Here is a 12,990-nt window from a genome sequence, read left to right on the forward strand (position 1 = left end):
AACGATGAATCATCCCGACACTTCGCTCGTGAGCTCCGGCGATATCTTTCTCGGCGGCGAATGGCGCAAAGGACGCGGCAATCCGTACGCGAGCATCTATCCCGCCGATCAGACCGTCAACACGGAAATCAGCACGGCGAATGCCGACGATGCGCGCGAAGCCGTCGAGATCGCGGATCGCGCCTGGAGGAAGGCGGACTGGGCCGGCCTGAAGCCGCATCAGCGGGCGGCCGTTCTGCATCGCATCGCCGGCCTGATCGAAGCGCGTCACGAAGCGCTCGCGCACTTGCAGCGGCGCGACAACGGCAAGCCGGTCAGCGAAACGCGCGCCCTCGTCACGAGCGCGGCGAACACGTTCCGCTACTTCGCGTCGTGCCTCGAAACGCTCGAAGAAGAACTCACGCCCTCGCGCGGCGACTATCTGACGATGAGCGTGCACGAGCCGCTCGGCGTCGTCGCGGCGATCACGCCGTGGAATTCGCCGATCGCTTCCGACGCGCAGAAGCTCGCGCCCGCGCTCGCCGCCGGCAACGCCGTCGTGCTGAAGCCCGCCGAAGTGACGCCGCTCGCGTCGCTGGCGCTTGCGCGCATCTGCGAGGAAGCGGGGGTGCCCAAGGGCGTCGTCAGTGTGTTGCCGGGCAAGGGCTCCGTGATCGGCGATGCACTCGTGCGCCATCCGCTCGTGAAGAAAGTCGCGTTCACGGGCGGCACGGAAGTCGGTCGCGGCATCGCGCGGCTCGCCGCGGAAAAGCTGATGCCCGTATCGCTCGAACTCGGCGGCAAGTCGCCGACCATCGTCTGCGCCGATGCCGATCTCGATCACGCGGTCAATGGCGTGCTGTACGGCATCTTCAGTTCGTCGGGTGAATCGTGCATCGCGGGTTCGCGGCTTTTCGTCGAACGCAAGGTGTATGGCGAATTCATGGCGCGGCTCGTCGATGGCGCGCGCAAGCTGCGCGTCGGCGACCCGGCGCGCGAGAACACGCAGATGGGCCCGCTCATCACGGGGCAGCATCGCGACAGCATCGAGCGCTTCGTCGCGCTCGGTCTCGAAGAAGGCGGCACGCTCCTGTGCGGCGGCGAACGCCCGACGGGCGATGGCCGCGAAAAAGGCTTCTTCTACCTGCCGACGATCATCGAAGGTCTCACGAACGACGCGCGCATGTGTCAGGAGGAGATCTTCGGACCAGTGCTCGCCGCCCTGCCCTTCGACGACGAAGCCGCGCTTCTCGAACAGGCGAACGACAGCGTGTTCGGCCTCGCGGCAGGCATCTGGACGCGCGACTACAAGCGTGCATGGAACATGGCGCGTGCATTGAACGCCGGCACGGTCTGGATCAACACCTACAAGCAGTTTTCCATTTCGACGCCCTTCGGCGGCTGGAAAGACAGCGGCATGGGACGCGAGAAAGGCCGCCTGGGCCTGCGCGAATACATGCAGCAGAAGAGTCTCTACTGGGGCTTGAACGACGCCCCGCTGCCGTGGGCGAACTGAAGGAGTTGCCATGACGATTCTTGGCATTGAACGCATCACTTACGGCGTGACGGACCTCGACACCTGCCGGCGCTTCTTCGCCGACTGGGGCCTGAAGGAAGTCGCGCATGATGAAACCCGCGCGCGTTTCGAAACCCTGAACGGCTGCGAAGTGCTGCTCGCCCTTGCCGATGACCCCGCGCTTGCGCCCGCCTTCGAAGCGGGTCCGACGCTGCGCGAAGTCACGTGGGCCGTCGCGACGCGCGAAGAACTCGACGCACTGCGCCAACGCTTCGCGGGCCAGCCCGGCCACTTCGAAGCGGATGACGCAATTGGCTGCATCGACCCGAACGGCATGGCGATACGCGTCGAAGTCACGAAGAAACGCGACATCGACGTGAAGGGCTCGCCCTCGAACGTGTGGGGACAAACCTTGCGCGTCGATACGCCGAGTCCTGTCTACGAGCGCGCGGAGCCGGTGGAAGTGGGGCATGTCGTGTTCTTCACGAACTGCGTCGCGGAGCAGGAGAAGTTCTATCACGAACTGCTCGGCTTCGAGACCTCGGATCGTTATCCGGGCCGCGGCGCGTTCATGCGCTGCGCGCCGCACGGCGGTCATCACGATCTGTTTCTTCTGCAATTGCCCGATGGCAAGCGCGGCCTGAATCACGTCGCGTTCACCGTGCGCGATATCCACGAGGTCTTCGGCGGCGGCCTGCACATCAGCCGCTGCGGCTGGACGACGCAGCTCGGGCCGGGACGTCATCCGGTTTCGTCGGCGTATTTCTGGTACTTCAAGAATCCGGCGGGCGGTCTCATCGAGTATTACGCCGATGAAGACGTACTCACGCCCGAATGGCAACCGCGCGATTTCGAGCCTGGCCCGACCGTGTTCGCGGAGTGGGCCGTCGATGGCGGTCTCGACGGCAACACGCGCCGCCAGAAAGACGCGAAGGCGCCGGAAGGCAAGTTCATGACGGAGCGCAAAAATGGCTGATCTCCAAACGGTCGTGGTGATCGGCGGCGGCCAGGCGGCGGGATGGATTGTGAAGACGCTGCGCAAGGAAGGCTTCGATGGCCGCCTCGTGATGGTCGCCGACGAGATTCATCTTCCCTATGAGCGGCCGCCGCTGTCGAAGGCCGTGCTCGCAGGCGATGCCGATATCGACACCGTGCGGCTCGTCGATCACGACGCGTTCGCCGCACTGAACGTCGAAGCGTGGCAGCCGGAATGCGCGGAATCGATCGATCGCGACGCGCGCATCGTGCGCACCGCGAGCGGACGCGAAGTGCACTACGACCGCCTCGTCATCGCGACCGGCGGGGCGGCGCGGCGGCTGCCGGCCTCGCTCGTGCAGACCTCGCATCTCGCCTATCTGCGCACGCTCGACGATGCAATGCTCATCGGCAAGCGCCTGCGCGAAAGCCATAGCAAGCGCTTGCTCGTGATCGGCGGCGGATGGATCGGCCTGGAAGTCGCGGCGACTGCGAAGAAGCTCGGCGTCGATGTCACGGTCGTCGAAGGCGCGCCGCGTCTGTGCGGACGTTCCGTGCCTGAAAGCGTGTCTGATTTCCTGTTGAAGCTGCATCGCGATAACGGCGTCGATGTGCGGCTGAATGCATCGCTCGTGTCGCTCGACGACTATGGCGACGGCGTGCGCGCGCAACTCGCCGACGGCACGACCGTAGAGGCCGATTTCGCGGTCGCGGGCATCGGACTGACGCCGCATACGGGAATCGCGGAGCGCGCGGGCATCGACGTGAACGACGGCATCGTCGTCGATGAATTCGGTGCGACGAACGATGCGCACGTGTTCGCGTGCGGCGATGTCGCCAATCATCCGAACGCGTGGCTCAAGCGCCGCGTGCGCCTCGAATCATGGGCGAACGCGCAGAACCAGGCAATCGCGACGGCGCGCGCGGTGCTCGGCGTGCGCACGCCGTATGCCGAGATTCCGTGGTTCTGGTCGGATCAGTACGACGTGAACCTGCAGATTCTCGGCGACGTTCCGCCGGGCGCCGTGCCCATCGTGCGCGGCGATCTGGACGCGCGTCGCGCATCGCTGTTCTTCTTGGATGGCGATGCATTGCGCGGCGTGATCGCGATCAACGCGACGCGCGATCTGAAGGTCGCGAAGAAATGGATGAGCCAGGGGCGCGCGGTCGATATCGCGGCGCTCGCGGACACGGCGAAGGCACTCGCATAACACACGGACGGGAGCAGGCATGAGGAGCATGGGCAATACGGCGGTTCAACACGGCGGCACCGCCACGACAGTCGCCGACGCGGCCACTGCCGCTCACGCGGTCACGAAGGGATCGATCATCGCGCGCATCGAGCGGCTGCCCGCCAACGCGATGCAGGTGCGCGCACGTATTCTGATCGGCGCGGCAACTTTCTTCGATGGCTTCGATGTCATCGTCATCGCGGCGACGCTGCCGCTGCTCATCCAGAAGTGGGGGCTGACGCCGGGGCAGGTCGGCTTTCTGATCGCGTCGGGATCGATCGGGCAACTGATCGGCGCGTTCCTCTTCCCGTCGCTCGCGGAACGTTATGGACGCGTGCGTTCCATCGCGTGGAGCTCGGGCATCATCGGCCTGACGAGCATCGCGTGCGGCTTCGCGCCTTCGTTCGCGGTATTCGTCGCGTTACGGATCGTGCAGGGACTCGGGCTTGGCGGCGAATTGCCCGTCGCGGCGACTTACATCAACGAGATCACGCGTGCCCATGGGCGCGGCCGTTTCGTGCTGCTCTACGAGATCGTGTTCCCGATCGGCCTGCTCGCATCGAACGCGCTCGGCGCATGGGTCGTGCCGCGCTTCGGCTGGGAAGCGATGTACTTCATCGGAGGCGGGCCGCTCGTGCTCTTCTTCCTGCTGCGCGCGCTGGTGCCGGAATCGCCGCGCTGGCTCGGCGAACGCGGCCGCATGAGCGAAGCCGGCGACGCGCTCTGCGCATTCGAAGCCACCGTGAAGCAGCCGCTGCCGCCGCTCGGCAATCTCGCCGATTTCGAAGCGATGGCGAACCGTCATCCGAAGCGCCGCCGCCTGGATCTGATCGGACCGGCGTATCTCAAGCGCACGATCGCGGTCGCGCTCTTGTGGATGACGTGCGGCGTGCTCCAGTACGGCCTCTCGACGTGGCTGCCGACGATCTACAAGACCGTCTATCACGCGCCGTTGCAACTCGCGCTGAATCTGGCGGTGGCGGCTTCCGTGCTCGGCGTGATCGGCTCGCTGACGTGCGCGCTGATCGTAGACAAGGTCGGGCGCAAGCCGGTCATCAACTGGTCATTCGTGTTGTGCGCGGTGTCGCTCGTGTTCGCGGGCGTGTTCGTCACGCAGTCGGTGTATGTGGTCGCAACCTTCTGCGCCCTCGCGCTCGGCTTCATGGCATGCGGCTTCATCACCGCTTATGTGTATACGCCCGAGCTTTATCCGACGAGCATCCGCGCGTTCGGATGCGGCCTCGGCGGTGCATGGCTCAAGATCGCGGCGATCTTCGCGCCGGCGCTCGTCGGCAAGACGCTGATGGGCGGGAACATGAATGTCGCGTTCTATGCGCTCGCTGTCGTGCCGCTCGTCGCGGCGGTCGCGGTGCATTACATGGGCATCGAAACGAAGGGCAAGGTGCTGGAGCAGCTTGAAGTGTGATGCTTTGCTGTTCAGGGCCGGCGCTTTGTATCGCCGGTCCTGAACTCCTGGCGCTACTGGAATTTGACGGGGACGGGCCGCGTCAGCAGATCGACATAGAACTTGAAGAATCGATCGTTGTCGTAGCGCGTCACGTAGGTGATCTTCTGCGGCGACGCACCGGCCTGCGGCGCGTCCGGATACACCTTCACATGTCCCTGATCCTCGCCGGGCGTCGTGTCGATGTCGAGATACGCGCTCTGCGTCTGCGTCGCGTAAGTCGGATCGAGGAAATAACCGATCGTCAGCGTGTCGTAGATATCGGTGTTCGTCGAGAATGCGCCCGCGTTCGCGATCGCGTAGACCTTCGTCACCGCTGTCTGTCCCGTCGGCGGATTGACGATCTGGTTGTAGACCGATTCGGTGAGCGGCACGGTGTTGGTCACGTCGAGAGGAATCACTCTCTGCGGGATCGTCGTCTGCAAAAGCGTTCGTACCGCGACGGGATCGAACCACCAGTTCAGTTCGCCCACCGCGTTCGCGTTGCCCGGCACGTTCATCGCGCCGCCCATGTAGACGATTCCCTTGATGAGCGGAACGATCTCCGGTGCTTTGCGCACGGCGGTCGCGAGATTGGTCGGCGGCCCGACTTCGATGATCGTCACCTGGTTCGGATAGCGCTTGACCGTATCGACGATGAAGTCGGCGGCGCTCTGGCTTTGCAGCTTGGCCGATGTTGCGAAGCCGTCCGGCGGCGCGGTCAGTTGCGACTGGCTGGTCGGCTCGGGACGCATCCATGCGCCGAAGTAGCCGTTCGGATTCGCGGCCTGCTGCGCGCGAATGCTCGCGACATCGTATTGCAGCGGATAATTCGCGCCGGCATAGACGCCGACCTTGTCCTGCACGCCCATGCGCTCGACCGCCTTCAGTGCGTCGGCTTCTTCCTGCAGCAGCCAGTCGTTGCCGGTCACGACGCACAGGCCGAGCAGATTGACCTTGCCCTCGCCCATCAGTTGCGTCGACATGGCGAAGAGCTGGCCGTCGTCGCCCATCGTATTGAAGTCCGAATCGATGATGATCTTCGGCGCGCTGGAAAAGGCGGGTTGATTGTCGTCGTCGGAGCCGCCGCAACTGGCGAGCATGGAGGTGATGACAACAGGAAAGATCAGGAATGCCGCGCTGCAACGTCGCATGATGTCGTCTCCCGAATCGAATTGTGTAGTCGGTGCGCCGTTGCATGGCGCAAGTCATTCTACGATCGATCGGAAGCGCGCGTCGGACGGCCCTGAAACGACGACGCCGGGACGGCCCGTGAGCCGTCCCGGCGTTTCACACGATGCGCTATCGCGAGAATCAGCTCTTCGCCTTGGGCATCTGCGAAACCAGCGACAAGCCGATGTCCATGCCTTCCACCTGGAAGTGCGGCACGATGAAGAGCTTGATGCGGAAGAAGCCGGGGTTGTCCTCGATGTCCTCGACCATCACCTTCGCCTCACGCAGCGGATGCGACGCCTGCAACTCGTCGCCCGGATCCTTCATCTCGGTGACGAGGCTCTTGATCCAGTTGTTCAGTTCGAGTTCGAGCAGACGCCGGTCCTTCGTCGTACCGATGTTCTCGCGCTGAATCAGCTTCAGATAATGCGCGATGCGCGAGAGCAGGAAAATGTACGGCAGGCGCGCATTGATCCGGCTGTTCGCGGTCGCTTCCTTGGTCTCATACAGCGCGGGCTTTTGCGTCGAGTTGGCCGAGAAGAAGCACGCGAAATCGTGGTTCTTGTAGAACGAGAGCGGAATGAAGCCGAGATTCGCAAATTCGAATTCACGCGTTTCGGGAATCAGCACTTCGGTCGGGATCTTCGGCTGCACGCCGGTGCCGAGATCGTACAGGTGCACCGGCAGATCCTCGACCTTGCCGCCTGCCTGCGGACCGCGAATCTGCACGCACCAGCCGTTGTTCACGAAGCTGCGCGTCATGTTCGCCGCGAACGCGAAAGACGCGTTCACCCACAGATAACGATCGTGGTCCGGACCCTTCACCTGCTCTTCGTAGTTGAAGGCGCGCACAGGCGTGGTGTCCTTGCCGTACGGCAGGCGGCCGAGCACGCGCGGCATCACGAGGCCGACGTAGCGTGCGTCGTCCGTGTCGCGGAAGCTCTTCCACTTGATGTACTCGGCACGGTCGAAGTAGTTGCCGATGTCCTGAATCGCCGCGACTTCTTCCATCGATTTCTTGCCGAAGAAGGCCGCACCCACCGCACCGATGAACGGCATGTGCGCCGCCGCCGCCACCTTCGAGATATTGCGCAGCAAGGCCACGTCCTGCGGCGAGTTGGCGAATTCGAAGTCGCTGACGAGCGCGCTGATCGGCTGGCCGCCCGGCGTATCGTATTCCTCGATGTAGGTCAGGCGATACAGGCCGCTCTGAATCAGTTCCGGCGCGTCGTCGAAGTCGCGGATCAGCGCGTCCTTCGACACGTCCAGCACTTCGATGCGCGCGTTCTTGCGGAAATCCGTGCGCGAGACGAGCATCTTCAGGCCACGCCAGCGGCCTTCCAGCGCCTGAAACTCAGGGTTGTGCATCACCGAATCGAGCTGTTTGCTGATCTGGCGGTCCAACTGCCCGATGAAGAAATCGAGCAGCGACTTGTCGAGACGGTCCACGGGCTTGCTCGTCTGCGCGACGAGGTCGAGGAACGCGCCCATGCCGCGCGCGAGGCGCTCGTCGGCCGACGCTTCGGAAAGCATGTCGTTGTCGCGAAATGCCTCGAGCGGACGCGCCTGTTGCACCGGGCTCAGGTTGATCTTGTTGCACAGCGATGCATAGACGCTGTCGCCATACGACTCTTGCGGAGCGTCGAGCACGACGGATTCGCCTGCGGCGCTTGCGCGGACTTCTTTCTTACTCATCGATTGTCCTGTCTGGGAAGCTTGTCGGTTGAAGGCTGAAGGAGCTCAGGCGTGGCCTTCGGGCTGCGTCGCCGCCGTCGCGATCTGCGAGAGCTCGCCGCGCAGCTTGTCGGAGAGTTCCTTGTTCTTCAGGATCTTTTCGAACTCGCGACGGAACGTACCGTTGTCCAGCAAATTCGACTTCAGATCGCGCAGCAGATTACGCACGGCGAGCAGCGCCTGCAGTTCCGGGATCTGCCGGGCCACCTGCTCCGGCTCGAAGTCCTTCATCGAGCGGAAGGAGAGGTTCACCGGCATGTCGGAGCCGTCGTTCGCGAGCGTGTTTTCGGTGGCGAATTTCAGGTCCGGCGCGTAGTCCGCCAGAACCGCGTCGAAGTTGTTCTTGTCGATATTGACCTTCTTGCGCTCGGAAAGCGGCGCCTGCTCGCGTCCCGCGCTGAAGTCGCCCGCGACGAGCAGCTTGAGCGGCAATTCGACCTTTTTTTGAGCGCCGCCGGTATGCAGATCCAGCGTGATCGAAACACGGCTCTTGGGAATCTCCCTCTGAAAGCTATCCATCAATAATCCTTATCAAATAGATGACATGCATCTCAATATAGAGAAAGCGGGACCGCAGTTTTTGGGGCTGCCCGACCGAGCGAAGCAAACCCAGTCTACGAATTTGACTGTTCGAACGTCATTAGGGTCCTATTAGAACAGGTTTCACATCATTAAAAAAGTATCGTCATCTTGACTGTATGTTCTGCAAAGCAGATGCGCAGAACCCGCTCATGACGTTGATCGAGAAAGGATTTCCAGGCGCTTCTTCTGGCGCTCCCTCGAATTCGCAAGTCGCGGCGTACCTCCGGTGCCGACACTAATTGACATTTCACACTCGACCGCAACCCATCTTGAAAATAAGCCGTATGCAGGATGACAGGTGGCAAGTTGTTGTTATCAAGCGATTTCATATTCCCTGATCGGCAATCAAGGTTTTTTAACGAGTAGGTATACGAATTAAATGGTGGAATATAGAATCCCCTCCCCGATATAGACGAATAGCCTCACCCAAATACACATATGCGGATCGATAAACCGCTCTGGCACGAAGGCCTGATTCTCACGCAGCAGCATTTTCAGCAGCAGGAGCGGTGGACGGAATTCGCCTTGCGCCAGTTCACGACGGCCGCGCTCGCGCAACCTTGGGGAACGCTCGACGTCGAGGTAGACGAAGACGCACTCGCCGCCGGCCGCTTCAAGCTGTCGCGGCTCAGGCTGCGTTTTCCCGACGGCACGCCCATCGACACGTCGCTCGCGCAGGCGCTGCCGCCCGCGCGCGATCTCACGCAAGGCGTGAGCGCCGAACGGCAAAGTGTGACCGTGCTGGCCGCGCTCGCTTTGCCCGACGCCAATGGCAATAACTGCCGCATGGACGAAACGGCGCTCACGCGGCCGCGCCGCGCCTATCGCGAATTCGTCAAGGTGGTCGACCTGAACGGCACGGACGAAACCGAGATCGCCGCGGAGCGGCACGCCGTGCGCCTGCTTCTCGACTTCGAGCCACATGCCGATGACACCGTTTGCGCCATCGCGCGCCTGACGCGTTCGACGAGCGGACAGTTCCAGCTCGACCGGCGCTACGTGCCCCCTTGCCTGTCGTTGAGCGCGCATACGCTGCATGTCGAGCGCATCGGCCGGATAGCCGACATCCTGCTGGCGAAGAGCCTTGCGCTCGGCGCACGACGCAGCGAACGCATCGAACAGGTCGCCGAATACGGCGTGGCCGACGTGCAACTGTTCTGGCTCCTGCACTGCATTCATGCGGCGTGGCCGAAGCTGCGGTTCCTCGCGTCGAATCCGAACCTGCCGCCCGAGCGGCTGTATTCGGTTCTGGCCGAGCTCGCCAGCGCGTTGATGACGTTCTCCACGAGCGCACAGCTCACGGATATCCCCGCCTACGATCACGTGCGCGCGGACGAAGTGTTCGCGGAGCTCGAATCGATGATCCGCAATCTGCTGGACGCGATCATTCCGTCGCGCGTCGTGCCGATCGATCTCGCGCACGACAACGCGACGACGTGGAGCGGCAAGATTCTCGACACGCGCATCGCCGACGGCGCCGCCGACTGGTATCTGTCGGTCAACTCGACGCTGCCCGCCTTCGAACTCATCGAGCGAATCCCGCGCCTGTGCAAGATCGGCGCGCCCGACGAGGTCGATCACATCGTCAATTCCGCGCTCGCGGGCATCCCGCTGAAGGCCGTTCAGCGCGTGCCGGCGGCGATTCCCGTGCGGCTCGACAACCAGTACTTCGCGCTCGATGCCGCGAGTCCGGCGCACGCGCGCATGCTGGCCGCGCGCGCATGTCAGGTTTATCTGCCGACCTCGGTGCCGGACGTCTCGCTCGAACTCTACGCGGTGCTGCGCTCATGAACATGCTGTCCACATCTCCCGCTCATCCCGGCCTCGTCGAACCGGCGCCGGGTATCGCACCGGCCCATGTGAGCGGCATGCGCGATCTGCTCCGCGACACGGCGCTCTTCGTCGCGAATCTGTCCACCGGCGGCAGGGCGGGGGATTTCACTGCGTTGCGCGCGCGTTGCGCGTCGATGGTTGCGGAACTGAGCGCTGCGCTCGAACGCCGCGGTTATCCGGAAGACGTGTGCGACGATGCCGTGAAGGCGCAATGCGCGCTGCTCGACGAAACCGCTCTGCTGCACCTCTCCGACCACGACAAGCCGCTATGGTCCGCACAGCCTTTGCAGGTCGAGAAATTCAAGCAGCACGATGGCGGCGAGCGCGTGTTCGAGCGGCTCGAGTTCCGCATGCGCGAGCGTGCGCCCGAGGTCGATCTGCTCGAATCCTATGCAGCCATTCTCGGCCTGGGATTTCTCGGCCGATACGCGGTTCACGGTGAAAACGAGCGGCAGGCGCTCATCGCCGAGCTGAATACGCTGATCGGGCGCCTTCGCCCCGAAGGCGAGCGCTCGCTCGTCATCGATCAGCTGGGCCGGCGCTTCGGCGACTGGTTGCGGCGCGTCTCGCCGTGGGCTATCGCCGGACTCGGCTGCGCCGTCGCGCTCGTGACGTGGACGATCTGGCACATCGCGCTCGATGTGCAACTCGCCGCGTTGATTCCCCACGCCGTCAAGCCGTGAGCAACATGCCAAGGTTGGGTTATCCGGCGCGCACGATCGTCGTGCTCGCAGCGCTTCTCGCGCTCGCCGTGCTTTGGTTCGTGCAGCCGTTCGGCAAGGAATGGAACTGGCCTTGCGCGGCCGGCATCGTGATCGCCGCGGCCGCCTTCATCGCCTGGCGCACGCGGCAACTCGCACGTGCGCGCAAGCGAAGCGCGCCTATCCTGCGCGCGCTGGGCGCCGCGACCGTCGACATTCCGTTGAATCTGCGTGCCCGCATGCCGCTCGTGCTCGTCACGGGCGATGCGCTCGCCCCGCTTTTCGATCACGGTGCGCGTGAGCCGCGCCTGGTGTACATCGGCGATGGCGCGATCTGGCTGCGCGTGGATCGTCCGCAGGATCTTCCCGAGGTCGCGCTCGCGATGCGGCAATGGCGCGACGGCCATCCGCCCGACGGCGTCGTGCTGAGCATCGCGCCGTCGCTCCACGCCGACGCGGACGCGCTCTCACAACGCCTGCGCGTGGCGCGTCAGGCGCTCGCCGATGCCTCGCGCATCGTCAGCACGCGCCTGCCGGGTTACATCGCCGTCTATCAGCGCCTGACGAACCTGTCGCCACGCGATGCGAACCTCACGCGCCAATGGCACAGCGCGTCGGCCGGCGCGCCGATCATCGACGCGGGGCGCTTCGAAGCCGTCATCCGGAATGCGGAAAGCGAGGCCTCGCGCCACGCCGGAGATCGCTACACGGCCGTCCATGCCGCCGCGCTGGCGTCGATCGTCGGCTGGACGCAGCGTGTGGTCTTCGGCACGCTCACCGATCCGCGTCAGCCGGCCGCGCCCTGGGCGCTTCACGGCGCGGGCTGGATCGATTGCGGACCCGCGAGCGATGCGTCCAGGCCGTGGGAGCAAGACGTTCAATTGCAGACGCGCATTGCGCCCGCGAACCTCGATGCAACGCCCGCGCCGTGGCCGCTGCCGCAATCGCTGCTCGAAGCGATGCCGCGCCGCGCCGCCATGTCGCCGCGCGTCGCCGCCTTCGCGCACGCGATCGGCATCGCCGCGCTCGCCGCCAGCGCCGCGTTTCTCGGCGCGGGTCGCCACAACACGGAATTGCTCGATCGCGTCCATGCGGACCTGGATCGCTACGCGTCCATCACGCCGGATCGCGACGCCGCCCGGCGCGATGCGCTGCGCTCGCTCGCCGCCGATCGCGACGAACTGGATCGCAACGCCCGCACCGGTGAGCCGCTCAACTTATCGTTCGGCCTGTATCACGGCGCGCAACTGCTGCCGGCCTTGAATGCGGCAATCGCAAGCTATCAGCCGCCGCCTCCGCCGCCCGCCGTGGTGACGCTCGACAGCATGTCGCTCTTCGACAGCGGCAAGGCGCAGTTGAAGCCCGGCTCGACGCGTGCGCTCGTCGCGGCCCTCGAAATGATCAAGGCTCATCCCGGCAAGCGGATACTCGTCGCGGGGCACACTGACAACGCGGGCGATGCCGCCAGCAATCTGAGACTATCGAACGCGCGCGCGGCGGCATTGCGCGACTGGCTGATCGACGCCTCGGGCATTCCGGCGACGCAGTTCGCGGTGCAGGGCTACGGCGACACGCGCCCGATCGTCGCCAATGACACGCCCGAAGGCCGCGCAAAGAATCGCCGCGTCGAGATCACGCTGGTGCCGGACGAAGCCAATACCGCGAAGTAACATCGCGAATCGAATCCCCGGGGTTCTCTCTCCGGGATCTTGTCGCTCAGGATTCTTCCTGGGCATCGCTTGGCAGTACCAAAGAGGAGTAGTAAATGGCAATTCCCGCATACATGTGGCTCAAGGATGACGGCGGCGCCGACATCAAGGG

10 protein-coding genes are annotated in these 12,990 nt (G+C 64.1%); 7 read left to right on the forward strand and 3 right to left on the reverse strand.

What is annotated here, in order from left to right; genetic code table 11:
- The first annotated feature begins 4 nt into the window (after window positions 1-4).
- From NCS58_RS28290 to NCS58_RS28305, 4 genes are read left to right on the forward strand one after another with little or no spacing between them, the layout of a single operon-like run.
- Window positions 5-1,495 carry an aldehyde dehydrogenase gene (locus NCS58_RS28290; RefSeq protein ID WP_250478051.1) on the forward strand — a complete coding sequence of 497 codons (1,491 nt, stop codon included), beginning with the start codon at window positions 5-7 and terminating at the stop codon, window positions 1,493-1,495.
- A 10-nt stretch (window positions 1,496-1,505) separates the two neighbouring features.
- Complete coding sequence (locus NCS58_RS28295; RefSeq protein WP_250478052.1) at window positions 1,506-2,471, forward strand: VOC family protein; 966 nt, start codon at window positions 1,506-1,508, stop codon at window positions 2,469-2,471.
- On the forward strand, window positions 2,464-3,681 hold the full coding sequence (locus NCS58_RS28300) for an NAD(P)/FAD-dependent oxidoreductase (protein WP_061119476.1): 1,218 nt from the start codon (window positions 2,464-2,466) through the stop codon (window positions 3,679-3,681). Before NCS58_RS28295 ends, NCS58_RS28300 begins: the two co-directional genes overlap by 8 nt.
- 28 nt (window positions 3,682-3,709) lie before the next feature.
- Window positions 3,710-5,128, forward strand: coding sequence for an MFS transporter (locus NCS58_RS28305; protein WP_061119477.1), 1,419 nt, complete (start codon window positions 3,710-3,712; stop codon window positions 5,126-5,128).
- A gap of 53 nt (window positions 5,129-5,181) precedes the next feature.
- Here NCS58_RS28305 and NCS58_RS28310 read toward each other — a convergent pair whose 3' ends face one another.
- From NCS58_RS28310 to tssB, 3 genes are all read right to left on the reverse strand, one after another.
- On the reverse strand, window positions 5,182-6,300 hold the full coding sequence (locus NCS58_RS28310) for a nucleoside hydrolase (protein WP_061119478.1): 1,119 nt from the start codon (window positions 6,298-6,300) through the stop codon (window positions 5,182-5,184).
- A 160-nt stretch (window positions 6,301-6,460) separates the two neighbouring features.
- Window positions 6,461-8,014, reverse strand: a complete 1,554-nt coding sequence (gene tssC / locus NCS58_RS28315; protein WP_061119479.1) for a type VI secretion system contractile sheath large subunit — start codon at window positions 8,012-8,014, stop codon at window positions 6,461-6,463.
- Window positions 8,015-8,059: 45 nt separating this feature from the next.
- Entirely contained in the window at window positions 8,060-8,572 is a 513-nt protein-coding gene (tssB, locus tag NCS58_RS28320) for a type VI secretion system contractile sheath small subunit (protein WP_061119480.1), read from the reverse strand.
- A gap of 501 nt (window positions 8,573-9,073) precedes the next feature.
- On the opposite strand from tssB, the gene tssK reads away from it, so the two are divergent.
- The 3 genes from tssK to NCS58_RS28335 are packed head-to-tail and all read left to right on the forward strand — an operon-like array spanning window position 9,074 to window position 12,839.
- Complete coding sequence (gene tssK / locus NCS58_RS28325) at window positions 9,074-10,426, forward strand: type VI secretion system baseplate subunit TssK (protein WP_061119481.1); 1,353 nt, start codon at window positions 9,074-9,076, stop codon at window positions 10,424-10,426.
- Window positions 10,423-11,151 (forward strand): DotU family type IV/VI secretion system protein, encoded by a 729-nt coding sequence (locus NCS58_RS28330; RefSeq protein WP_061119482.1) that lies wholly within the window; start codon window positions 10,423-10,425, stop codon window positions 11,149-11,151. The genes tssK and NCS58_RS28330 overlap by 4 nt, the downstream gene beginning before the upstream one ends.
- 5 nt (window positions 11,152-11,156) lie before the next feature.
- Window positions 11,157-12,839 (forward strand): OmpA family protein, encoded by a 1,683-nt coding sequence (locus NCS58_RS28335; RefSeq protein ID WP_086961296.1) that lies wholly within the window; start codon window positions 11,157-11,159, stop codon window positions 12,837-12,839.
- Window positions 12,840-12,990: the final 151 nt, after the last annotated feature.

The sequence above is a fragment of the Caballeronia sp. INML3B genome (assembly GCF_023631305.1).
GTDB lineage: Bacteria > Pseudomonadota > Gammaproteobacteria > Burkholderiales > Burkholderiaceae > Caballeronia > Caballeronia turbans.

What these genes read in the sequence shown, in the direction of transcription:
- tssK (WP_061119481.1), top strand. Translation starts at nt 9,074, where the DNA reads ATGCGGATCGATAAACCGCTCTGGCACGAAGGCCTGATTCTCACGCAG.
- NCS58_RS28295 (WP_250478052.1), top strand. Translation starts at nt 1,506, where the DNA reads ATGACGATTCTTGGCATTGAACGCATCACTTACGGCGTGACGGACCTC.
- NCS58_RS28330 (WP_061119482.1), top strand. Translation starts at nt 10,423, where the DNA reads ATGAACATGCTGTCCACATCTCCCGCTCATCCCGGCCTCGTCGAACCG.
- NCS58_RS28300 (WP_061119476.1), top strand. Translation starts at nt 2,464, where the DNA reads ATGGCTGATCTCCAAACGGTCGTGGTGATCGGCGGCGGCCAGGCGGCG.
- tssC (WP_061119479.1), bottom strand. Translation starts at nt 8,014, where the DNA reads ATGAGTAAGAAAGAAGTCCGCGCAAGCGCCGCAGGCGAATCCGTCGTG.
- NCS58_RS28305 (WP_061119477.1), top strand. Translation starts at nt 3,710, where the DNA reads ATGGGCAATACGGCGGTTCAACACGGCGGCACCGCCACGACAGTCGCC.
- NCS58_RS28335 (WP_086961296.1), top strand. Translation starts at nt 11,157, where the DNA reads ATGCCAAGGTTGGGTTATCCGGCGCGCACGATCGTCGTGCTCGCAGCG.
- tssB (WP_061119480.1), bottom strand. Translation starts at nt 8,572, where the DNA reads ATGGATAGCTTTCAGAGGGAGATTCCCAAGAGCCGTGTTTCGATCACG.
- NCS58_RS28290 (WP_250478051.1), top strand. Translation starts at nt 5, where the DNA reads ATGAATCATCCCGACACTTCGCTCGTGAGCTCCGGCGATATCTTTCTC.
- NCS58_RS28310 (WP_061119478.1), bottom strand. Translation starts at nt 6,300, where the DNA reads ATGCGACGTTGCAGCGCGGCATTCCTGATCTTTCCTGTTGTCATCACC.